This is a genomic window from Vogesella indigofera (genome assembly GCF_028548395.1).
Classification (GTDB): Bacteria; Pseudomonadota; Gammaproteobacteria; order Burkholderiales; family Chromobacteriaceae; genus Vogesella; species Vogesella indigofera_A.
The window spans coordinates 434,154-456,958 of record NZ_JAQQLA010000003.1; the positions used below are offsets into that span (position 1 = coordinate 434,154).

General features: G+C 66.8%; 18 protein-coding genes. 8 read left to right on the forward strand and 10 right to left on the reverse strand.

Translation table 11 applies throughout. The features are described from left to right. The first annotated feature begins 111 nt into the window (after positions 1-111). Together PQU89_RS04055 and PQU89_RS04060 are read left to right on the forward strand one after the other, a co-directional pair. The gene (locus PQU89_RS04055; RefSeq protein ID WP_272764731.1) at positions 112-1,449 is read left to right on the forward strand and encodes a ferredoxin reductase family protein; all 1,338 of its coding nucleotides are present in this window, start codon (positions 112-114) and stop codon (positions 1,447-1,449) included. A 166-nt stretch (positions 1,450-1,615) separates the two neighbouring features. Continuing rightward, complete coding sequence (locus PQU89_RS04060) at positions 1,616-1,915, forward strand: DUF3861 domain-containing protein (protein ID WP_272764732.1); 300 nt, start codon at positions 1,616-1,618, stop codon at positions 1,913-1,915. 135 nt (positions 1,916-2,050) lie between these two features. Here PQU89_RS04060 and PQU89_RS04065 read toward each other — a convergent pair whose 3' ends face one another. Next, positions 2,051-3,205, reverse strand: a complete 1,155-nt coding sequence (locus tag PQU89_RS04065; RefSeq protein WP_272764733.1) for a GGDEF domain-containing protein — start codon at positions 3,203-3,205, stop codon at positions 2,051-2,053. A gap of 453 nt (positions 3,206-3,658) precedes the next feature. Between PQU89_RS04065 and PQU89_RS04070 the strand changes: the two genes are divergently transcribed. After that, complete coding sequence (locus PQU89_RS04070) at positions 3,659-4,219, forward strand: hypothetical protein (RefSeq protein ID WP_272764734.1); 561 nt, start codon at positions 3,659-3,661, stop codon at positions 4,217-4,219. 161 nt (positions 4,220-4,380) lie between these two features. Here the strand turns inward: PQU89_RS04070 and PQU89_RS04075 are convergent, their stop codons facing one another. From PQU89_RS04075 to norV, 4 genes are all read right to left on the reverse strand, one after another. Continuing rightward, on the reverse strand, positions 4,381-4,905 hold the full coding sequence (locus tag PQU89_RS04075; RefSeq protein ID WP_272764735.1) for an NUDIX hydrolase: 525 nt from the start codon (positions 4,903-4,905) through the stop codon (positions 4,381-4,383). Between the two features lie 125 nt (positions 4,906-5,030). Then, on the reverse strand, positions 5,031-5,807 hold the full coding sequence (locus PQU89_RS04080; protein ID WP_272764736.1) for a DUF5602 domain-containing protein: 777 nt from the start codon (positions 5,805-5,807) through the stop codon (positions 5,031-5,033). Between the two features lie 268 nt (positions 5,808-6,075). After that, a complete protein-coding gene (locus PQU89_RS04085; protein ID WP_272764737.1) occupies positions 6,076-7,191 on the reverse strand; it encodes an FAD-dependent oxidoreductase in 1,116 nt (371 codons plus the stop codon). 23 nt (positions 7,192-7,214) lie between these two features. After that, entirely contained in the window at positions 7,215-8,606 is a 1,392-nt protein-coding gene (norV, locus tag PQU89_RS04090; RefSeq protein ID WP_272764738.1) for an anaerobic nitric oxide reductase flavorubredoxin, read from the reverse strand. 263 nt (positions 8,607-8,869) lie between these two features. On the opposite strand from norV, the gene PQU89_RS04095 reads away from it, so the two are divergent. Next, positions 8,870-9,322, forward strand: coding sequence for an RrF2 family transcriptional regulator (locus PQU89_RS04095; RefSeq protein ID WP_272764739.1), 453 nt, complete (start codon positions 8,870-8,872; stop codon positions 9,320-9,322). 41 nt (positions 9,323-9,363) lie between these two features. Here the strand turns inward: PQU89_RS04095 and PQU89_RS04100 are convergent, their stop codons facing one another. After that, positions 9,364-9,804, reverse strand: a complete 441-nt coding sequence (locus PQU89_RS04100; RefSeq protein WP_272764740.1) for an Lrp/AsnC family transcriptional regulator — start codon at positions 9,802-9,804, stop codon at positions 9,364-9,366. A 128-nt stretch (positions 9,805-9,932) separates the two neighbouring features. Here PQU89_RS04100 and PQU89_RS04105 point away from each other — a divergent pair, with 128 nt between their 5' ends. The 3 genes from PQU89_RS04105 (at position 9,933) to PQU89_RS04115 (ending at position 15,598) form a co-directional block, all read left to right on the forward strand. After that, positions 9,933-10,829: a DMT family transporter gene (locus PQU89_RS04105; RefSeq protein WP_272764741.1), complete on the forward strand. Its 897-nt coding sequence runs from the start codon at positions 9,933-9,935 to the stop codon at positions 10,827-10,829. Between the two features lie 114 nt (positions 10,830-10,943). Beyond that, positions 10,944-12,164 carry an exonuclease subunit SbcD gene (gene sbcD / locus PQU89_RS04110; protein WP_272764742.1) on the forward strand — a complete coding sequence of 407 codons (1,221 nt, stop codon included), beginning with the start codon at positions 10,944-10,946 and terminating at the stop codon, positions 12,162-12,164. Then, entirely contained in the window at positions 12,161-15,598 is a 3,438-nt protein-coding gene (locus PQU89_RS04115) for an AAA family ATPase (protein WP_272764743.1), read from the forward strand. The genes sbcD and PQU89_RS04115 overlap by 4 nt, the downstream gene beginning before the upstream one ends. Before the next feature lie 75 nt (positions 15,599-15,673). Here PQU89_RS04115 and PQU89_RS04120 read toward each other — a convergent pair whose 3' ends face one another. From PQU89_RS04120 to PQU89_RS04130, 3 genes are all read right to left on the reverse strand, one after another. Next, the gene (locus PQU89_RS04120; RefSeq protein WP_272764744.1) at positions 15,674-16,552 is read right to left on the reverse strand and encodes a transporter substrate-binding domain-containing protein; all 879 of its coding nucleotides are present in this window, start codon (positions 16,550-16,552) and stop codon (positions 15,674-15,676) included. Positions 16,553-16,620: 68 nt separating this feature from the next. Beyond that, on the reverse strand, positions 16,621-17,685 hold the full coding sequence (locus tag PQU89_RS04125) for an RNA methyltransferase (protein WP_272764745.1): 1,065 nt from the start codon (positions 17,683-17,685) through the stop codon (positions 16,621-16,623). 189 nt (positions 17,686-17,874) lie between these two features. Next, a complete protein-coding gene (locus tag PQU89_RS04130; protein ID WP_272764746.1) occupies positions 17,875-20,163 on the reverse strand; it encodes an NADP-dependent malic enzyme in 2,289 nt (762 codons plus the stop codon). 212 nt (positions 20,164-20,375) lie between these two features. Between PQU89_RS04130 and PQU89_RS04135 the strand changes: the two genes are divergently transcribed. Beyond that, on the forward strand, positions 20,376-21,335 hold the full coding sequence (locus PQU89_RS04135; protein WP_272764747.1) for a LysR substrate-binding domain-containing protein: 960 nt from the start codon (positions 20,376-20,378) through the stop codon (positions 21,333-21,335). Between the two features lie 219 nt (positions 21,336-21,554). Here PQU89_RS04135 and yghU read toward each other — a convergent pair whose 3' ends face one another. Continuing rightward, a complete protein-coding gene (gene yghU, locus PQU89_RS04140; protein WP_272764748.1) occupies positions 21,555-22,442 on the reverse strand; it encodes a glutathione-dependent disulfide-bond oxidoreductase in 888 nt (295 codons plus the stop codon). Between the last annotated feature and the right edge of the window lie 363 nt (positions 22,443-22,805).

The window sequence follows — 22,805 nt, forward strand, 5'->3', positions numbered from 1 at the left end:
CAATTGTTAACGGCTACGGCAAGATGTTAACGGATGTATAGTTATCTTGCGAGAAAGATATGTGCCGTTTACGCTGGCCGTATCTGAATCCGAACTCGCAAGGTGACACCGATGCGCAAGATTATGTGGTACTTCTGGGGTGGCCTCGCGCTGCTGTCGCTGCTGTGGCTGGCCAGCAACCCGGCGGTGCTGGCCGGACAGCCCAATTTCATCGCCTGGCGCAATGTGCTGAACCAGTACAGCGGCGTGCTGGGCATGGCGGTGATGAGCGTGGCCATGCTGCTGGCGATGCGGCCAACCCTGGCGGAACGCCCGCTGGGCGGGCTGGACAAGATGTACCGGCTGCACAAATGGCTGGGCATCGCCGCGCTGGTGCTGTCGCTCAGCCACTGGCTGCTGGCGCAGGCGCCGAAATGGCTGTCGGCGCTGGGCCTGCTCAGCGGCGGACGCCCGCGCCGCGCACCGTTGCAGCTGCCGGAGGGCAGTCTGCAGCAAACCTTCATGGGCTTGCGCCATACCGCGGAAGGCGTCGGCGAGTGGGCGTTCTACGCCGCCGCGGTGCTGATGGTGCTGGCGTTGCTGAAGCGGCTGCCGTACCGCCGCTTTGTCCAGCTGCATCGCCTGCTGCCGCTGGCCTATCTGGCGCTGGTCTTCCACTCGGTGCTGCTGCTCAAGTTCGACAACTGGGCCACGCCCAGCGGCTGGTTGCTGGCGCTGCTGATGGCCGGTGGCAGCGTCGCCGCCATTCTGTCGCTGTGCCTCCGGCATGGTGGCCAGCCACGCACCGATGGCCGCATCGTGGCGCTGGACTACCAGCCGGCGCTGAAGGTGCTGGCGGTGGACGTGCAGCTGGACCCGGCGTGGCCGGGGCACAAGGCCGGCCAGTTTGCCTTTGTCACCTTTCACCCCGGCGAGGGCGCGCACCCGTTCACGCTGGCCTCCGCGTGGCAGGGCGACGGCCGTGTGCGGCTGCTGATCAAGGCGCTGGGCGACTACACCGCCGCGCTGCCGGCACGGCTCAAGACGGGCGATCGCATCCAGCTGGAAGGCCCGTACGGCTGCTTTACCTTTGACGGCGCGCGTCCGCGCCAGATCTGGATCAGTGGCGGCATCGGCGTGACACCGTTCGTGGCGCGGATGCAGGCACTGGCTGCCGCGCCGGCGGGGCAGAGCATCGACTTCTTTCACGCCACCAGCGACTACGACGCCGGTGTGATGCAGCGACTGAGTCAGGACGCCGCCGCCGCCGGGGTGGACCTGCACCTGCTGTGGCAGCCGCGCGACGGCCGGCTGGATGCCGAGCGGCTGACCCGCAGCGTGCCGGACTGGCGCGATGCCGACATCTGGTTCTGCGGCCCGGCCGCATTTGGCCGCCAGCTGCGCGAACGCCTGCTCGCCCTCGGCCTGCCGGCGGCGCGTTTCCACCAGGAGCTGTTCCAGATGCGCTAATAGCCGCTAACCAACCCCCTGATTCTGCGTGGCGCCTCCTTGCCGTACTGCTGGTACGGTCTGCGGCGGTGCGCCTTGGCTCAGGTGTGCTGCGAGGTTTGGTTAGCGGCGCCAAGCCGTGCCGCCAGCCGGCGGCCACGTTGTCCACTTTTACCGGACTACCCCCATGAAACAACACCAGTACCGCATTACCGTCGAACACCTGGCCCGCGCCGACGGCGGCCCATCCCCGTACGCCGCGCCGTTGCAGTTTGCGGTCGGCAATCACGACGATCTGCTGCTGATCGCGCAGCGCCTGCGCCAGCGCGACGATCTGGCCGACATCAACAGTGACGCCTTCGCCATCGGCCTGAAACTGTTCGGCGAAGTGCTGCTGGAGCACAAGCAGCACCCGCTGTTTGCCGAGTTGCGGCCGCACTTCGCGGCGTTCATGCAGCAGCTGAAAAAGGGTGCGGCGGCGCAATAGCACCGCGCTGCCTACGGATGCGCGATGTCCACCAGCCGGCGCCTGACCGGCAACAACAATAAGGCCCTGCATGCAGGGCCTTGTTTGATTGTGGGGGCGGGCTTGCGGCCAACGTTGGCCGCAAGCGGCAACAGCTCACGGCAGTGCCGGTGCCGTTGTGCTGTCGGTGGATGGCGGAGTGCTTGCCGCCAGTTCGATGCGGTTGCGGCCCTTGTGCTTGGCCAGATACATCGCCTCGTCCGCGCGATGCAGCAGCGCGTGCGGCGCTTCCTGCGGCTGGCGTTGCGCCACACCGATGCTGGCGGTCAGCGCGATGGCGGCCTCGCCGTGGCGCAGCGGCTGCATTTCCAGCGCGCCGCGCAGGCGGCTGGCGATGGCTTCGGCCTGTGTCAGCCGGGCGTTGGGCAGGAAGATCGCAAACTCTTCGCCGCCGAGACGACCGATCACGTCGCCGTCGCGCAGGCAGGCTTGCGCCACCGTCACGAAATGGCGCAGCGCGCGGTCGCCGAACTGGTGGCCCCAGCTGTCGTTGACCTTCTTGAAGTGGTCCAGGTCGATCAGCAGCACCGACAGCGGAAACGTCATGCGCTCGGCGTAGTGGCTGCCCTTGTCCAGTAGGGCCAGGAAGGCGCGGCGGTTGAACACGCCGGTCAGCGGGTCGCGGTCGGCGATGCGGCGCAACTCCAGCGTCACCTGTTCGTTGGCCAGCATCACGATGCCGAACGCCATCAGCACGATGGCGACGATGGATTCCACCACCACCAGGTGGGATACCGCGATGGCTTGCTGCGCGTCGAACAGGCCGTGGTTGTCAACGCGGAACAGCCACGGGCGCAGCAGCAGGAACAGCCCGTGCCCGCCGCTGGCCAGCGCATACAGGTAGCGGGCCGGGTGATCCTGCAGCCGGCCTTGGGCGATGGTGCGCGCGCACAGCAGGAACAGCACACCCACCGCCAGGCTCATCAGCGTGAAGCGTGTCGCCTGCTCGGGCTGCACCACGGTAAACCAGGCCGCGGCCGCCAGCAGCAGGGCGGCGCCCAGCACGCCGTAGCGCCGTGGCACCGGTGCGGCGCCGACATAGGCACGGGTGCCCACCCAGTTCAGCCACGCCATCAGGTAGGCCGACAGCTGCGCCAGCAGCACCAGCAGCAGCTCCGGCGCCACCGCGCGCAACAACAGGTTGACGCAGACCAGCAGCCCGAAGAAATAGGATAGAGTCCAGGCACCCAGCCCGGCGATGCGCGGATTGAAACGCCAGGCAGCGGTCAGCATCAGGGTCATCACGACCATGAGGATTGCGGCAATGGCGACAAGCGTGGGACTGTGCACGTGCGGGGGTTCCTGACAAAGCGGTAGGGCAAGCGGACAGTCACCCAGCATAGCATCGCAATGGTGCACGCATGGCCTTAATCAACGTCATTTTGCCCGGTGTCAAACAATACTATTTGCATATGTGGTACCGGCTGCGCGCCGTGCTGCGGTGCACCCGCCGTGCCAGCGCCACGGGTGCTTGCGGCCAAGCCTGGCGGGTGGCGTGTCCGGCACCGCTGGCCGGTTGCGGTTGCCGGGCCGTCTCCTACACTTAGGGCACACTGGCTGTGCTGCCCGCCTTGTGTTTGCCCGCTCCCGGCTGTCAGCGGGCGACAGTGACAGCTTGCCCCCGTTGTTCCCACCCGCCAGGTGTCATCCGCAGCGCTTGCGGCAGCCGGGTAGACACCCGTTGCATTGCAAGAAGGAGTGATCATGTCGACATCGACCTTGACACACCGTTGTCTGACCATCGCCATGGCGCTTGCCGTCATCGGCCAGGTGCCGGCGGTTGTCGCCGCCAGTGATACACAAATGATCAAGAGCGCGATGAGCGCCGCCCCGAAAAAGGTCAGCGCCGGGGCGACCGTCGTCGCCATGGAGGCCGACGGCAAGATGCGCACCCTGCGCCAGGGCAGTAACGGCTTCACCTGTATGCCGGACAACCCGGCCACCCCCGGCCCGGACCCGATGTGCATGGACAAGGCGGCGATGGCGTGGGCGATGGCCTGGATTGGCCACACCACACCGGTCGTCGGCCAGATCGGTTTCATGTACATGCTGTCGGGGGGCACCGACGCCAGCAATACCGACCCGTACGCGGCGAAGCCGGATGCCGGCAACCACTGGGTGAAGACCGGGCCGCACGTGATGATCGTCGGCGCGGAGCCGGGGTTCTATGACATGTATCCCAAGGATGCCACGCCGGATACCAGCGTTCCGTACGTGATGTGGCCGGGCACGCCTTACCAGCACCTGATGATTCCGGTGGATTAGGCGCCGCGCTGTGTAGTGAGTGATGGCAGGCGGGCAGGCAGTGGCCGCGCTGGCGTGTTGCTGCGTGCCCGCCTTGTCGTCGGCGCTTCAATCCGGCAACTCAACCCGGCAACGGTGGCTCGCCCCGGTGCGGGGCGGGCTGGCGCGGCCGTGCCGTGCGCTTACAGCTCGCCGGCGTCCAGCGCCTGCGCGATGCGCCGCAATAGCGCCGTCTCGCGCACAATCGACAAGCCCATGCCGGCCGCGCCGCGCGCCAGCACCGCCTCGTTGTGGGCAATGGCGGCGTCCACGCCCAGCCAGCGTGGCTGCATGCGGTTGTTGATCTCGTAGGCTTCCATCTGCGGTGCGGCCAACGTTGCCGCGATACGGCACACATAGCAGTAGGACAGCATGTGCAGCACGTCGTAATCGCCGCGCGGCGGACGGAACTCGTCGATCAGACCGAACGGCCGCAGGATGCGGACATCGCGGGCGCCGGTTTCCTCCGCCAGCTCGCGCGCCAGCGCCAGCGCGTGGTCCTCGTTTGCCTCCACCCCGCCGCCCGGCAGGCTGTAGTCGTCGTAGCGGCCGGTATACAGCAGCAACAGCTCGCGTCCGCGTGCCACGATGCCGCGCACCGCCAGTCGTTGCTGCACCCGCGCCGCCGGCGTCGGCTGCAGGTGGTAAATGGTTTGCAGATGGTTCATCTGTCGCCTCTCAAGCAAGGCGCTGTTTGTGCCGCAGCAAGCAGGGCGGCGTCAAGTGGCGGACAAAAGAAAAGCGGCCAGGGTTGGCCGCGTCAGGTATCGTCCGCCGCCCGCCAGGGGCGTCGTCATTGAAATTCGGTCAGTGTCACCTCGTACGATTGGCTGTCGGGGTGGTAGCTCACGCGATAGCTGCCCGGATAGCTGCCCGCCTTGCTGTAGCGGGCCGGGCGCGCCAGCGGTGCGGAGAACACCGGTTTCGACTGCAGGAAAGACAGTGCCACCATCGGCTCGATGAAGGTCTGCTTTTGGTTGTGGTAGCCGTAGATCAGCGTCGCGGTGAATGGCTGTTGCTGGAATTCCGCCGACTGGGTGTTGATGGCGTGCACACCCATCTTCGGGACGGCCGTGCCCGGCGGCAGGATGTAGCCGGCGGGTAGCAGCTCGGCCGGTGGCTGCTGGCTCGGATCGGCCGATTCGTTTTCGTTCTTGAAGTTGATCTTCAGTGTTTCAGCGCGCTTCGCCAGATAGAAGTGAAAGTCGAAGTGCGGCACGTCATAGACCTTGGGCGGCGGGTGGCCGGCGGCCTCCCAGTTGATGACCACGTGGTCGACCACCGTGCGCGGCCCCCTGGCCGGCATGCGCAGCACATAGGCCGGCGCCATGGCGGCGCCCGGCAGCCCGGCGAGCGCCTGTTCACTGAACACGATACTGACGGCGACCGCCTTGCCGGCGGTGTCGGTGCGGACTTCGGTGTGCGCCCGGCCCTGGCCGAAGGGCACCGGCTTGCCGCGGTAAGTGGCGGACAGATCACCGGCGCTGGCCAGCAGCGGGCTGGCGGCCATCACCACGACGGCCAGCCAGGCCCATGGCACCGGCCTGGCGGATGCTTGCAGTGTCTTCATATTGCGTGCCTCTTGCGGGTGAGAGAGAGGAATGCGGAGCGTGGCACCAGCAGCTGGTGTGTTTGCATCTTAGTGAATGGGCCTGCTTTTGCCAGTGCCGGGTGGGCGTAGCGTGACGGTGGCGGCCGGCGGGTGTGCATTGCGGCAAACCTTTGGGTTTGCCAAGGGGCCGGCCTTGGCCTGCTGGTGCGTATCAGCAGGTGCACGGAGGGATGCCGGCCGGCGCACAGTCGGCCCCGGCCGTGCCGGCGCACCCGGTTCAGCCGGTTCAGCCGGCCAGGCTGGGCAGCAGGCTGAAGCCGTTGCGGCTGCCGGTGGTGACGTAGCCGACCAGCTTGCTGTCGCGATGGGCGAGCGCGGTGAGACCGTCGTCGCCCTCGCTGATCTGCCAGTCCAGCGCCTGCCCGTGGGTGACGCCCGCCAGCTGGATCGGATAGTGCGGCGTTTTCACCGCCACCGGCAGCGGGCCGAAGCGCACCGGCTGCGGCGCACCGGCCAGGGTGCTGGCCAGCGCCCGCGCCGACAGCGTGATCGGTTGCAGGAAGGGCAGGATCTGGCCCTCGATCTCTGCACAGTCGCCCAGCGCATAGACATTGGCTTGCGAGGTGCGCAGGTAGCGGTCGACGGTGATGCCGCGTGCGGTGGCCAGCCCGCCGGCCAGCTCCAGCCGCGGTTTCAGCCCCGCCGCGCAGATCACCGCATCCACGTTAAGGGTTTCGCCATTGCTGAGCTTCACGTGGTAGCCCGTCGCCGCGCGGTCGACGCGGTCCACCGCGGTGCCGAAACGCAGCGTTACCTGTTCCATGGCACGGTGCAGGCGCTGGCTGACCACCTCCGGCACCAGTCGCTCCAGCAGCCGGCTGCCGATGTCCACCAGCGTCACCTGCTTGTGGCGCGCGATGTCGTGGGCGATCTCGGTGCCGATCAGGCCGCCGCCGATGACCAGCACGCGCTCGCTGCGCCCAAGCTGCGCGAAATAGCGGCGGTACTGCTCCAGGTTGTTCAGGGTCAGGATGTCCTGTGTCGCGTCGCCGCGTATGGCCGGCACGAATGGCGCGGCACCCACCGCCAGCACCAGGTCGCTGTAGGGGATCTGCGCCGCGCCGGCATGGACGAGTTTGGCGTCGAAGTCGATCGCGGTGACGAGGGTGTTGGGCCGCACCATGATTTTCAGCTCGGCGGCGATGGCGGTGGCGTGCTGCTGCACCAGCTGCTCGGCCGCCATTTGCTGGCCGAAGCCATGGCTCAGCTGCGGCTTGGGATACTGCTCGCCGCCGTCCTGGGTCAGGATGATGACGGGAGTGCTGGTATCAAGCTGGCGGAATGCCCGGGCCAGCGTGTAGCCGGCGTGGCCGCTACCGATGATGACGAGGGGTTTTTTCATCAGGAATCTCCGGGAATGCCCGCTTAGGCGGGAACAAAGTCGCTTTTGCCCATGAAGCACACCGGGCACAGGAAGCTTTCCGCGACATCCGGCCAGGCGGTGCCGGCGGCCACGCCTTGCGAGGCTTCTCCCTGCTCCGGGTCGTAGGCCCACGAGCAGGTCTTGCAGCGCATCTTGCCGCTGCCACAGCTGCCGCTGTCACTCGCCGCGAGTGGTTCGCGCCGGCCCAGTTGCTCGATGATGGCCTCGCCAAAGCGCACCGCCTGGGAAAGCGCGTCGTCGGTCGGCCGCCATTCCGCGGCGATGCCCTGGTTGAGTACACGGAAGCCGGCATCGTCCAGGCGCTTGGCGATGCGTTCCACCGCGCCGCCGCTCCAGCCGTGGGTGCCGAAGGCCGCCGCCGCCTTGTTCTTGAAGCGCAGGCCGGTCATTTCCTCCAGCAGGGCGGCGACGTGCGGCAGCATTACGTTGTTGACGGTCGGGCTGCCGACCAGGATGGCCTTGGACTTGAACACGTGGGTGAGGACGTCGTTCTTGTCGCTGTTGGACAGGTTGAACAGCTTGATCACCACATCCCGGTCGGCATTGCGGATGCCCTCGGCAATCGCCTCCGCCATCATGCGGGTGCCGTTCCACATGGTGTCGTAGACCAGGGTGATCTGGTTTTCCTGGTAGTCGTCGGCCCATTTCAGGTATTGCTCGACGATCTGGGTCGGCTTGTCGCGCCAGATGATGCCGTGGCTGGTGGCGATCATGTCGATCGGCAGGTTCAAGGCCAGCACTTCATGGATTTTCTGGGTCACCAGCGCGCTGAACGGGGTCAGGATGTTGGCGTAGTACTTGATGCACTCTTCCTGCAATTCGACCGGGTCGCACTGGTCGTTGAACATCTGCGCGCTGGCGTAGTGCTGGCCAAAGGCGTCGTTGCTGAACAGTACGGCGTCGTCGGTCATATAGGTGGCCATGCTGTCCGGCCAGTGCAGCATCGGCATTTCGACAAATACCAGCTGCTTGCCATTGCCGAGATCAAGGCTGTCGCCGGTCTTGACGATCTTGAAGTTCCAGTCCTGGTGGTAGTGGCCACGCAGCGACTTGGCGCCGTTGGCTGTGCAGTAGATCGGGGTGTCCGGGATGCGCGCCATCAGCGCCGGCAAGGCTCCGCTGTGGTCGATCTCGCCGTGGTTGGCGATGATGTAGTCGATGGCACCGAGGTCGACTTCTTTGGCCAGGTTGGCGACGAACTCTTCGGCGTACGGCGCCCAGACGGTGTCGATCAGCGCGATCTTTTCTTCCTTGATCAGGTAGCTGTTGTAGCTGGAGCCGCGGTGGGTGCTGTATTCGCTGCCGTGAAATTCGCGCAGCTCCCAGTCCTGTTTGCCGACCCAACGGATATTGTTTTTGACGGTGAAAGCCATGGTGGTGCTCCTTGAGGGGGTATAAGATTCGTCTGAGATGAATCTTATACCCTATAACATTCATAGAAAATGAATGTTATGAAGCAAAGCGCATTCGCTTGAGGCGCATCAAGAACGCGCGTTTCCGGCCTGCTTTTACCGCAACGGCAGGCCGGCGTGACGCAAACCGCCGCAACCGGGCGCTGGCCGGCAGGGTAGAATGGCGGCCCGAGTCCGGCTGCATAAGCTGCCGGATTGAACAACACTATGGAATGGTCCCGATCGTGCGATTGACCGCCTTTACCGACTACTGCCTGCGGGTAATGATGTACAGCGCGCTAGCGGGCGAGCGCCTGGTGACCATCAACGAGATCGCCCACGCCTACGACATCTCCGCCAGCCACCTGACCAAGGTGGTGCACTTTCTGGGACAGCAGGGCTATCTCACCACGGTGCGCGGCAAGGGTGGCGGCATGCGGCTGACGCACGCGCCGCAGCAGGTCAACCTCGGCCAGCTGGTGCGGGCGGCGGAGGCCGATAACGTGCTGGTCGAGTGTTTCGATGCGCAGCACTCGCACTGCCGCATCGCCGCGTGCTGCCGCCTGTACCGCGTGCTGCATGCGGCGCAAGAGGCCTTCTACGGCGAGCTGTCACACCACACCCTAGCCGATCTGCTGATCCAGCCGGCGGGGCTGGGGCGCGCACTCGGCATCGAGATCCATCCCGTCTCCGGCTGAGCGGCACGGCTTGCGGCCAACCTTGCCCGGCCGCTGTTCTGTTACGGCAGCAGCGGCGGCAGCCGGCGCAGCACCGGGCTGGCCTTGACGATGCTGGTGGCGGTGGTGGCCAGCTCGGCAAAGCCGTCCAGTATCTCGTCCAGCTGGCCGATATCGCGCAGCAGCAGGCGGGCGATGTAGCAGTCTTCGCCGGTGACCTTGTCGCACTCGGTGAACTGCGGCGTGGCGACGAGGCGCGCCTCCAGCGCCTTGAGCTGCCCCGGCAGCGGGCGCAGCCGCACGATGGCCTGCAGGGTGTAGCCCCACTGCTGCCAGTCCAGCTCCGGGGTGTAGCCGCGAATCGCCCCTTGCTCCTCCAGCCGCTTCAGCCGCTCCGACACGCTGGGTCCGGACATCTTCAGCTGCCGCGCCAGCTCGGCGATGCTCTGCCGCGCGTCCTGTTGCAGCAGCCCCACCAGCTGCACGTCGATCCAGTCTTTCATTGCAGGCAATCCTGTCGATTTGGCGATATTTACAAGGTAGCAAGCCGATTCTGCCTTGCAAAGTCCATTCAACCGGCTGCGCAGGCTGCGTATGCTGTTGCACACTAGCCTGCAAGGAGAGCTTGATCATGACACAACAGAATTTACGTACCGGCGTGCTGCAGATGCTGGCCGCCATGGCGCTGTCCGGCACCATCGGCTGGTTCGTGCTGCAATCCGGCCAATCGGTATGGAACGTGGTATTCGTGCGCTGCGTGCTGGGCGCGCTGGGGCTGGGCTTGTACGCCTGGTGGCGCGGGCTGTGGCAGACGTGGCCGTTTACCCGTGCCAGCCTGCTGTGGTGCATCGCCGGCGGTGTGGCGCTGGTGGGCAACTGGCTGCTGCTGTTCAATGCCTACCACTACAGCTCGATCGGCATTGCCACCGTGGTGTATCACACCCAGCCGTTCTGGCTGCTGTTGCTGGGCCGGCTGCTGCTGGGCGAGGCGCTGACGGTGCGCAAGTTGGCCGCGGTGGCGGTGGCGTTTGCCGGCATGCTGCTGATCGTGCAGCCGGGGCAGGGTGGCGGCGGGGCGCTGCTAGGCATCCTGCTGGCGCTGGGCGCCGCCATGCTGTACGCGGTGGTGACGCTGATCAGCAAGCAGTTGCCGAAGACGCTGGCGCCCACCCACATCGCCAGCGTGCAGACGCTGACCGGCGTGCTGCTGCTGTGGCCGCTGCTGGACAACGCCAGCCTGTGGGTGGCCGGCAGCCACTGGGGCTATCTGGCCACGCTGGGGCTGGTGCACACCACGCTGATGTACATCATCATGTACGCCGCCTTCCGCCAGCTGCCCACCCACTGGATCGGCCTGCTCGGTTTCAGCTACCCGGTGGTGGCGCTGCTGGTGGATTACCTGGCCTACGGCCATCTGCTGGATGGCTGGCAGCTGCTGGGGGTGCTGCTGATTGTTGCGGCCAACGTGTGGGGGCTGCAGCGGGTGCCCACCGTGGTCGCCCCGCAAGCGGCAAAGGCCGGCGCCTGATCCCGGGCTAATCACGTCGCAGCGTGGCGGCAGGCGGGCAATCCGTCCGCCGCCATGCTGCCGGCACGGCGGGCTTGCTACAATTGGCCACATTGCCAACGCCCCCGTATCCTCATGCGCATCCTCCACACCTCGGACTGGCACCTCGGCCAGCACTTCATGGGCAAGACCCGCCAGGCAGAGCATCAGGCCTTCATCGACTGGCTGCTGCGGCAAGTGCGCGAGCACGCCGTCGACGCCGTCATCGTTGCCGGCGATCTGTTCGATACCGGCGCGCCGCCCAGCTATGCGCGCGAGCTGTACAACCGTCTGGTGGTGGACCTGCACGGCAGCGGCACCGCGCTCGTGCTGCTGGGTGGTAACCACGACTCGGTGGCCACCCTGGGCGAGAGCCGGCCGCTGCTGACCTGCCTGGGTACCAGCGTCATCCCTGCGGTGGAAGCCGATCTCGAACAGCAGGTGCTGGTGTTGCCGCAGCGCGATGGCACGCCCGGCGCCATCGTCTGCGCCATCCCCTTCATCCGCCCGCGCGACGTGATGCAAAGCCAGGCCGGGCAGAGCGCCGAGGAAAAGCAGCTCACGCTGCAAGAAGCCATCCACCGGCACTATCAGGCGCTGTACCGGCTGGCCTGCGCCAAACGCGACGCGCTGCGGTTGCCGCTGCCCATCATCGCCACCGGTCACCTCACCACCGTCGGTGCCAGCGCCAGCGAATCGGTGCGCGAGATCTACGTCGGCGCGCTGGAGGCGTTTCCGACCAGCGCCTTTCCGCCGGCCGACTACATCGCGCTGGGCCATATCCATCGCCCGCAGCAGGTGGGTGGACTGGAGCACATCCGCTACAGCGGCTCGCCGATTCCGCTGAGCTTCGACGAGGCCGGCCAGCAAAAACAGGTGCTGCTGGTGGATGTCGACGCCATCGGCCTGCTGGGGGTGACGCCGCTGCCGGTGCCGCGCTTCCAGCAGCTGGTGTCGGTGAGGGGGGATCTGGCTACGTTGGCCGCCGCCATTCGTGATGCCGCCACGCTGGGCACTGCCGAGCAGCCAGTGTGGCTGGAGGTGCTGGTGCAGGGCGACGACTACCTGTCCGATCTGCAGGCGCGCATCCAGGGCATGGTCGCCGAGCTGCCGGTAGAGGTGCTGCGCATCCGCCGCGAGCGCGGCAACGCCGTGGCCACCCTGCAGGCCGCGGCGCGCGAGACGCTGGACGAGCTGACGCCGTTCGACGTGTTCGCCAAGCGGCTGCAGCAGGAAACACTGGACGAAACGTTGGCCGCACAGCTGCAGGCGCGCTACCGCGACATCGTTGCCAGCCTGCAGGAGGGCGAGGCATGAAGATCCTGACCCTGCGCCTGAAGAACCTCAACTCGCTGCAAGGCGAGTGGAAGATCGACTTCACCGCGCCGCCGTTCAAAGACAATGGCCTGTTCGCCATCACCGGCCCCACCGGCGCCGGCAAATCCACGCTGCTGGACGCCATTTGCCTCGCGCTGTACCACGAAACGCCGCGGCTGAAGACCATCTCCGCCAGCAGCAACGAGATCATGAGCCGCCACACCGCCGATTGTCTGGCCGAGGTGGAGTTCGAGGTGAAAGGCCAGCTGTACCGCGCGTTCTGGAGCCAGCGCCGCGCGCGCGACAAGGCCGACGGCCAGCTGCAGGCGCCCAAGGTGGAGCTTGCCGACGCCAGCGGCACCATCCTCACCACCCACATCAACGACAAGCTCAAGCGCATCGAGGCGATCACCGGGCTGGATTTCGCGCGCTTTACCAAGTCGATGCTGCTGGCGCAGGGCGGTTTTGCCGCCTTCCTCAATGCCAGCGCCAACGAGCGCGCCGAGCTGCTGGAAGAGTTGACCGGCAGCGACATCTACGGCCAGATTTCGCAACGGGTGTTCGAACAGGCGCGCGACGCCAAGCAGGCGCTGGAGCAGTTGCAGGCGCGCGCCGACGGCGTGGAGCTGCTGCCGGCAGAACAGCGGCAGACGATGCAAGAGCAGCTGGCGGATTTCGATCGCCAGCTGGCCGTGCAGCAGGCCGAGCGCGCGCACAGCCAGCAGCTGCGGCAGTGGCGCCACGAGCTGACCCAGGCCGAGCAGGCCGAACAGGCTGCCGCGGTTGCCGAGCAGGCGGCGCAGCAGGCCATCGCGCAGGCGCGGCCAACGTTGCAGCGCCTGCAGCTCAGCGCGCCGGCCGAGGTGCTGCGCCCATTGCAACAGGCGTGGCAGCAAGCGGCCGAGCGCCTGCAGCACACCCGCAGCGCAACGGCACAAGTCCAGCAGCAGCTACAGGCTCGCCAGCAGCAAGCCACGGCCGCGCACTGGCAGGCCACGCGCATTGCCGCCGGCCTGGCCGCCGGCGAGCAACAGCAGTGGCAGCAGCTGCAGACCGCGCAGCAGCAGTTGCAGCACTGGCTGGCGCAGCACCAGCACTTTGCTGGGCTGGGCGAGCAGCTCAGTGGCTGGCATGGCGCCTATCAGCAGATCTGCCAGCGGCACGATACGCAGCGGCAGCAGCAGGTGCAGGCCGTCAGCCAGGCGGAGGCGTTGACGGCGGTCGCCAGCCGGCTGGCGCAGCAGCAACAGCAGATGCAGGCGGCGCAGGCCGCACAGCAGCAGGCCAGCGCCGCGAGTGCGCAAGCCGCCGCCGCGCTGGCGGTGCTGCTGCAAGGCCAATTGCTGCCGGCGCTGCGTACGGAATGGCTGCACAGCCAGGAAGCGCTGCAGCGCTGGCGGCAGCTGCAACAACACGCCGCGCAACTGCGGCAGCAGTCGGCGCAGCAGGCACAGCTGGAACAGGCACTGGCCGATGGCAACACACAACTGGCAGCCCAGCACCACGCGCTGGCCGCGCTGCGCCACGACTACAAACAGCTGAAAGAGCAGGTAGCCGACAAGCGGGCGCTGCTGGCGCAGGAGCAGCGCATCCAGAGCCTGGAAGCGCACCGCGCCGCGCTGCAGCCGGGCGAAGCCTGCCCGCTGTGCGGCTCACAGCAGCACCCGGCGATACAGGCGTATCAGGCGCTGGACGTATCGGCCACCGCGCTGGCGCTGCAACAGAAGGAAGCCGCGCTGCAGCAGCTGGAGGATAGCGGCAACCTGGCCAAGAACCGGCTGGCGGCGCTGGAGGCGACGCGCGAGCAACAGCAGCAGACGCTGCACACGGTGCGCCAGGCATGCCTGCAGGCGGTGGCCGACTGGCAGCAGCTGGCGCACGGCCTGCCGCTGGACGATGGCGACTGGCAGCAGTCGGCGACGTTGCAGCAGCACGCGGCGGCGGCCGAGGCGCAGGAAGCCGGCCTGAAACACACCCTGCAGCAAGCCGAAGCCGCCGAGCAAACGTTGGCCGCAACCCGGCAACAGGAGGCCGCGCAGGCCAGCCTGCTGCAACAGGCCAGCCAGCAAGGCGCGCTGCTGCAACAGGAGCACGCGCATCTGCAGCAGGCGACGGCCGAACTGCAGCGCCAGCTGGATGCCACCAGGCAAGCCATCGCGCAGGCCGAGCAGGCGCTGGCCGCTGCCATCGCTACTGCCGGTTTCGGCACCGCCGGGCCTGCCTTGGATCACGATATGGCGCGGTGGCTGGCCGCGCGCCAGCACGACTGGCAGCACTGGCAGGCGCAGCAGCAGGCGCAACAGCAGCAACAGGGCGAGCTGCTGCAACAGCAGGCGCGCAGCGAGCAGGCCGCCAGCGTGGCGCAGACGTGGCAGGCGCGCTGGCAGGCGCTGGAGGTTGAGCACGAGCCAGCGGACGAAGAAGTGGCGATCAACGCGCAGGCACTGGCGCAGTGCGCGGAGCAGGTCGATAGCCTGACGCGGCAGATTGCCGGCCTGCAGGGCCAGCAGGCGCAGCTGGCGGCCGAGCTGCAGGCGCAGCAACAGCAGCACGCGCAGGCCGAACAGACATGGTTGGCCGCACTGGCCGCCAGCCCGTTTGCCGATCCGGCCGCCTTCCTGCAGGCGCTGTTGCCGGCAGAGGAACGCCAGCAGCTACAGGCGCAGCAGCAACAGCTGGAGCAGGCGCTGCAACGCAGCCAGGCGGTGCGGCAGACCGCGGCGGCGGCGCGGCAAGCGCTGCAGCAACAGGCACTTAGCCCGCTGTCGCTGGCCGAGCTGGATGCCGCGCTGGCGGCGCTGGATGCGCAGCGCCAGGCGCTATCCGGCCAGCAGGGCGCGTTGCAGGCACTGCTGCACGACGACGCGCAGCGCCGCGACAAGCAGCAAGCGCTGTGGCTGCAGATCGAACAGCAGGGCGCCGATGTCGATATCTGGCAGCGGCTCAACAGCCTGATCGGCTCGAAAGAGGGCGACAAATACCGCAAGTTTGCCCAGGGGCTGACGCTGGACCACCTGATGCACCTCGCCAACCGCCATCTGGCACGCCTGCACGGCCGCTACCTGCTGCAGCGCAAGGCCAGCGGCGAGCTGGAGCTGGAAATCGTCGATACCTGGCAGGGCGATGTGGCGCGCGATACCCGCACCCTGTCCGGCGGCGAAAGCTTCCTGGTGAGCCTGGCGCTGGCACTGGCGCTGTCCGATCTGGTGAGCCACAAGACCTCCATCGACTCGCTGTTCCTCGACGAGGGCTTCGGCACGCTGGATGGCGACACGCTGGAAGTGGCGCTGGACGCGCTGGATGCCATCAACTCGACCGGCAAATCCATCGGCGTCATCAGCCACGTGGCCGGCATGCAGGAGCGCATCGCCGTGCAGATCGCCATCCGTAAGGCCAGCGGGCTGGGTGCGTCGCGCATCGAGATCAGCTGCTGAGCGGCTGGATATGAGAAACCGCCTGCCGGTAAGGGCGGGCGGTTTTTTGTCGTCTGCGTCCGCCGCGAGAGCGGCTTAGTTAGCCGGTGTCTTGCCGGGTGTGGGCAGCGGGCGGTACCACCACGGCGAATCGGCCGGCAGCAGGTTGGCCGCATCGAGCATCGGGTTGGGCAGTTCGATGACGCGCCGTTGCGACAGTCTGGCACGGCGCAGCAGTGGGTCGAAGTGGGCATGGAACAGGCGGTCGAAACTGCCGTCAGCCTGGGCGCGCAGCAGGCCCTGCCAGATGTGTTCGGCCAGATAAGGCTTGCGCGGCGTGACAAAAAAGTATTCGGCGGCCGGGTAGTGCAGCACGATGAAACGGTCTACCGTCAGGCCCAGTCCGGGGCGGGCATCCACCTCGCCCCAGGCCTCGGCCACCCCGCGCGGGAAGTAGTCGAAACGTTTGGCCACCAGCATCCTGAACAGCGACTCGTACTGGCCGGCGCTCATCACCGGCAGGCCGCTTTCCCGCAGGATGCGGGTGTCCGGCCAGTCGTGCTCCTGGCCGGCGGTGAAGTAGCGCAAGTCCTGCACCGAGCGCACATTGGCAAATTGCTCCGCCTTGTCCTGGCGCACGATGGCGATCCGCCAGCCGAGCAGGCCCTTGTCCACGGGGAAGCGCACCGGCAGCAGCAAGGCTTCGCGTTCGCGGGTGGTCATGGTCCACAACACATCGATGTCGCCGTCAGAACCCATGGCGCGCGCAATCGAGCGCCCTTGCAGCATCTCCGGCAACACGGGCGTCAGCTCGTAGTCCTGGCCGCTTTTATCCAGTGCCAGTTGCAGCGCGGCACGGAAGAAGTGCTTGTTCGGGTCCGGATAGTCGGGAAAGCGCACGATTTCCGTCGCCGGTGCGGTGGCTGCCCAGCAAACGGCCAGTATCCATAGCACCCGGTGAACAAGCTTGCGCATGGCGAGGCATTCCGATCAGAGTCTGCTTCATCATATGGCGATAGCAACCATACCGCCAGGCGGGTTGCTCAGTCCGCTTGCCCGGCCTGCCCGCTGCGCTGGCGGCGCAGCAGACGGCTGTGGTCGATCACGTCGGCGGCACGGGCGCGTAGTTGGCCGCAGCCGCCGTCGATGTCCTGTCCGGCGGAATCGCGCACCTTGGTCAGCACGCCGTTATCGTGCAGGTAGCGCTTGATCTGCTGGATGCGCTCGGCGGACGGGCGCTGGTAGTGGTCGCCGTCCACGCTGTTGTACGGGATGATATTCAGCACGCCGTACTTGCCGCGCAGCAGCTGCACCGCGGCGTCCATTTCCTCGTCCGTGTCGTTGACGTCGGCCAGCAGCGTCCACTGGTACTGGATCGGGTAGCCGACGCGGCGCGCGTAGTCCTCGCCCAGCGCCACCAGCTCGGCCGGCTGGTAGCGCGGCGCGCGCGGCAGCAATTGCGCGCGCAGCTCGGCATTGGTGGTGTGCAGCGACAGCGCCAGCGCCGGCTTCACCCGTTGCTGCGGCAGGCGCTCGAACACGCGCGGATCGCCCACGGTGGAGAACACCAGGTTCTTGTGGCCGATATTGCCGTCGGTGCCCAACAGCTGGATGGCGTCCAGTACGTTGTCGATATTGTGCGCCGGCTCGCCCATGCCCATGAACACCACCTTCTTCACCGGACGGATACGCTGCGCCAGCGCCACCTGCGCCACGATCTCCGCGCTGCCCAGCTGGCGCAGCAGCCCGCTCTTGCCGGTCATGCAGAAGGTACAGCCCACCGCGCAGCCCACCTGGCTGGACACGCACAGCCCGTCGCGCGGCAGTAGCACGCTTTCCACCATCTGGCCGTCGTTGAGCGCTACCAAGAGCCGCAGCGAACCATCCTCAGCTGGATGCTGCGATTCGATGCGCGCCAGCGCGTCCAGCTGAGCCACCAGCGGCGGCAGGCCGTTGCGTACCGACAGCGGAAAGTAGTGCTCGCCCTTCTGGTGACGGGTGCCGGCGTCCAGCGGCTGGCCTTTCAGCCACGCGCGGTTGATACGGCCGATATGGCAGGGGCGGGCGCCGAGCTCGGCGAGGGCTTGGTGAAAATCCGGAATACGCATGGCAAGAGGGCAGGCAGGGCGGCGAAGGCCGCCGGGTTGATCGCAAGGCGCACAGGGTACAGCAAGCAGCCGGGCGACGGAACGGCGTTGCGGCCAACGTTGGCCGCAACGTGTCGGGGCACACGGGCCACACGCAAAAACGGCTGCCCCCGTAGCGGGAGCAGCCGTTGTGGTGGCGCGAGGCGTGGCTCAGCCCTGGCGGTTGGCTTCCATCACCGTCAGCGCCGCCATGTTGATGATGCGGCGCACGGTGGCGCTGGAGGTCAGGATGTTGACCGGTGCATTGGCGCCCAGCAGGAAGGGGCCGACCGCCACATTGCTGCCGGCTGCGGTTTTCAGCAGGTTGTAGGCGATGTTGCCGGCGTCCACGTTGGGGCAGACCAGCAGGTTGGCCGCGCCCTTGAGCGTGGACATCGGCAGGATCTTCAGGCGCAGTGCCTCGTCCAGCGCGCAGTCGCCGTGCATCTCGCCGTCGATCTCCAGCGCCGGCGCCAGCTGGCGCACGCGCCGCAGCGCCTCGCGCATCTTGCTGCCGGAGGCCGAGCTGCCGGAGCCGAAGTTGGAGCGCGACAGCAGCGCCACTTTCGGCACCAGGTGCAGCAGCGACATTTCCTCGGCGGCGGCGATGGTGAATTCGGCGATCTGCTCGGCGCTCGGGTTGTCGTTGACGTGGGTGTCCACCAGCGCCACGGTCTGCTTGTCCAGCAGCAGGATGTTCATCGCGGCGTAGGTGGCCGCGCCCGGTTTCTTGCCGATCACCTGATCGATATAGTGCAGGTGGTCGTTGTAGCCGCCCACCGTGCCGCAGATCATGCCGTCGGCGTCGCCGAGCCTGACCATCATCGCGCCGATCAGGGTCAGGCGGCGGCGCATTTCCACGCGCGCCATTTCCTTGGTGATGCCGTCGCGGCACATCAGCTCCCAGTAGCTGGTCCAGTACTGGTGGAAGCGTTCGTCGTACTCCGGGTTGGTGACTTCCACGTCCTCGCCCAGGCGCAGGCGCAGGCCGAACTTCTCGATGCGCGCCAGCAGCACTTCCGGACGGCCGACCAGGATAGGCCGCGCCAGTTTCTCGTCCACGATTACCTGCACCGCGCGCAGCACGCGCTCGTCCTCGCCCTCGGTAAACACGATGCGGGTCTTGCCTCCCTCGCGCACCTGTTTCTTGGCGGCGGCAAACAGCGGCTTCATGAAGCTGCCGGAGTGGTACACGAACTGCTGCAGCTGCTCGGTGTAGGCGTCCAGATTGGCCACCGGGCGGGTGGCGACGCCGCTGTCCATCGCCGCCTTGGCCACCGCCGGGGCGATGCGCACGATCAGACGCGGGTCGAACGGCTTCGGGATCAGGTACTGCGGGCCGAAGGACAGGTCGTAGCTGCCGTAGGCGGCGGCCACCACCTCGTTCTGCTCTTCTTCGGCGAGGCCGGCGATGGCGTACACCGCCGCCACTTCCATCTCGCGGTTGATGGTGGTGGCGCCGACATCCAGCGCGCCGCGGAAGATGTAGGGGAAGCACAGCACGTTGTTGACCTGGTTCGGGTAGTCGGAGCGGCCGGTGGCCATCACCACGTCGTCGCGCACCGCGTGCGCCTCTTCCGGCAGGATTTCCGGCGCCGGGTTGGCCAGCGCCAGGATCAGCGGCCGTGCCGCCATCGCCGCCACCATGTCCGGTTTCAGCACGCCGCCGGCCGACAGGCCGAGGAACACGTCGGCGCCGCGGATGACCTCGCTCAGGGTGCGGGCGTCGGTCGGCTGCGCGAAGCGTTCCTTGGTCGGGTCCATCAGCGCCGGGCGGCCACGGTAGACCACGCCCTCGATGTCGGTGACCCAGATGTTTTCCAGCGGCAGGCCGAGGTGCACCATCAGGTCGAGGCAGGTCAGCGCGGCGGCGCCGGCGCCGGAGGTCACCACTTTTACCTCGCGGATGTCCTTGCCCACCACCTTCAGGCCGTTGATGAAAGCGGCGGCCACGGTGATGGCGGTGCCGTGCTGGTCGTCGTGGAACACCGGGATCTTCATGCGTTCGCGCAGCTTGCGCTCCACCTCGAAGCATTCCGGCGCCTTGATGTCTTCCAGGTTGATGCCGCCGAAGGTCGGCTCCAGCCCGGCGATGATCTCCACCAGCTTGTCGGGGTCGGTCTCGTTGATCTCGATGTCGAACACATCCACGCCGGCGAACTTCTTGAACAGCACCGCCTTGCCCTCCATCACCGGCTTGGAGGCCAGCGCGCCGATATTGCCCAGCCCCAGCACCGCGGTGCCGTTGGTGATCACGCCCACCAGATTGGAGCGTGCGGTAAAGCGGCTGGCGTTGAGCGGGTCGGCCACGATTTCCTCGCAGGCGGCGGCCACGCCCGGCGTGTAGGCCAGCGCCAGGTCGCGCTGCGTCACCAGCGGCTTGCTGGCGCTGACGGCGATTTTGCCGGGGGTCGGGAATTCGTGGTAATCCAGCGCTGCTTGACGATCGGTGCTGTTCATAGTCTGTGCCTTGTTCCGGGGTGCCGGCGGCATGGCGCCAGCACCGCATCAAAATCCTGCCGCCCGCTGCGGGCAGCCACCTGAAATGCGGGCCAGGTGGCGGGCGGATCGCCGCGTCTCACCTGACTTGCGAGCAGTCTAGCGCCGTAACATAAGCAGATTATTTTGAATTACTATGCAGCCATAACTTTTACCTTATGAAGTGAGCTGCCATGCCGGCCAACGCCTCCGCCGAACTGCTGCGCAGACTGGGTTCGCGCCTGAAAATGCGTCACCTGATCCTGCTGCTGCAAATCCGCCAGCACGGCTCGCTGACGCGCGTGGCCGAGCAGATGGCCAGCAGCCAGCCGGCGATCACCAACGCGCTGGCCGAGCTGGAAAGCCTGTTCGGCGGCACCCTGTTCGACCGCTCGGTGCGCGGCATGGCGCCGACGGCGCTGGGCAAGCTGGTGCTGGCGCGGGCCGAGGCGATGATTCACGACCTCGGCCATCTGGTGCAGGACATGGAAACCGCCGCCGCCGGCCACGTGGCGCACCTGCACATCGGCGTGATCCCCTTCGTGCCCGGCCGGCTGCTGTCGGCCGCCATCCAGCACACGCTGCCGCAGGACGGCGGGCGGCTGACCGTCACCATCCACGAGGGCACCAGCGACCAGCTGCTGCCGCAATTGCGCGACCACACGCTGGATCTGGTGATCGGGCGCGCGTCGTCGACGGTGGATGTGCAGGATGTGGCGTTCGAGGTGCTGTACCGGCAGCAGGCGCGCATGATCGCCAGCCGCCGCCTGGCGGCGCAGCTGGGGCGCAGCAAGCTGGACTGGCGCGCGCTGGTGGGGCTGGACTGGATACTGGGCGCGCCGCACACGCCGATGCGCGAGCAGGTGGCCGATCTCTTCCTGGCCGCCGGTATCGCGCCGCCGTCGCCGGTGGTGGAGAGCTACTCGTCCAAGCTGATCGGCGAGATGATCGTCGGCAACGAGCGCGCGGTATCCATCGTGCCGGCCGACATCGCCGAAGAACTGGTGCGCACCGCCGGCGTCGCCATCGTGCCGTATTCGTTCGAGTGGACGCTGCCGCCGATCGCGCTGTTCACCCGCACCGGCAGCCCGCCGCGCCCGATCGAGCAGCAGTTTGCCGCCGCGCTGCGCCAGCAGTGCCAGGGCGGCCAGTAGATTCGGGGGAGGGCGTCGGAAAAGGCTACGCTTGCGGGCAACGTTGGCCGCAAGCGTAGGGGGGACTAGGCTGCGATCAGAACCTGTATACGATCTTGCGAGCTAGAGCGAGACAAGGCAAAAACGACTGAGGAAGCGGAATTTACAAGCCGTAAATGAGCATTCCGAAGGCGTTTTTAACGCGGTATCGCCGAAGCGCAGCAGATCGTAAACAGGTTCTTAGGCCGGCGTGGCGGCCTCTTGCGCCTGCAGCTTGTCTTGGGTGCGGGTGTCGAAATCGCTGGCGGCGTGGCGCTCGTGCAGTTGCTCCGATAGCTCGCCGCGCAGGCGGTTCACCATGCGCCCGCGTTGCACCGCCGGCCGCGCCGCCATCTCGTTCGCCCAGCGCTGCACGTGCGGGTAGTCCTGCACCTGCAGGAACTCCGCCGCGCCGTACAGGTTGCCGCGCACCAGCTCGCCATACCACGGCCACACCGCGATATCGGCGATGCTGTATTCGTCGCCAGCCAGCCAGCGATTGTCCGCCAGCCGCCGGTTCAGTACATCCAGCTGCCGCTTGGCTTCCATCGCAAAGCGGTTGATCGCGTACTCGAATTTCTCCGGCGCATAGACATAGAAATGGCCGAAGCCGCCGCCGAGGAACGGCGCGCTGCCCATCTGCCAGAACAGCCACGACAGGCATTCGGTGCGCGTCGCCAGATCCTGCGGCAGCAGCGCGCCGAACTTCTCCGCCAGATACAGCAGGATGGCGCCGGATTCGAACACCCGCTGCGGCTCTGCGCCGCTGCGGTCCTGCAGCACCGGGATTTTCGAATTCGGGTTCAGCGCGACAAAGCCGCTGCCGAACTGCTCACCCTCGTGGATGCGGATCAGCCACGCATCATACTCGGCACTGCGATGGCCCAGCGCCAGCAGCTCTTCCAGCATGATGGTCACCTTCACGCCATTGGGCGTGGCCAGCGAATACAGCTGCAGCGGATGCTCGCCCACCGGCAAGGCCTGCTCGTGGGTCGGCCCGGCGATCGGGCGGTTGATGTTGGCAAACTGGCCGCCATTGGCCTGATCCCATGTCCAGACGCGGGGCGGGGTGTAGCGCGATTCGCTCATGAGCAGAAGTCCTGTCGGTGTGCCGCTATGGGCAAGAGGAAAAGGCAGCCGCCACGGCCGCCACATGCGAATGAGATGGGGCTGGGTGGCGGCAATTAAAGACGATGCCAGCGGCGCGATACAGAACAGTGTGTGCAGAGGAGGGCGCTTGCGGCCAACCTTGGCGTGTCCGGACACCGTAGCCCGGATAAGCCAAAGGCGCATCCGGGGACACACCAACGTTGGCCGCAAGACAAAACGTGAACGGAGGAGATGATCTCAATGCGCCGCGTGATTGACTCTTGTGAGGTGGGCAAATCCCCGGGTGCGCCCAGGCTTATCCGGGCTACGGGTAAAGAAAAACCCGGAGCAATGTCCGGGCTA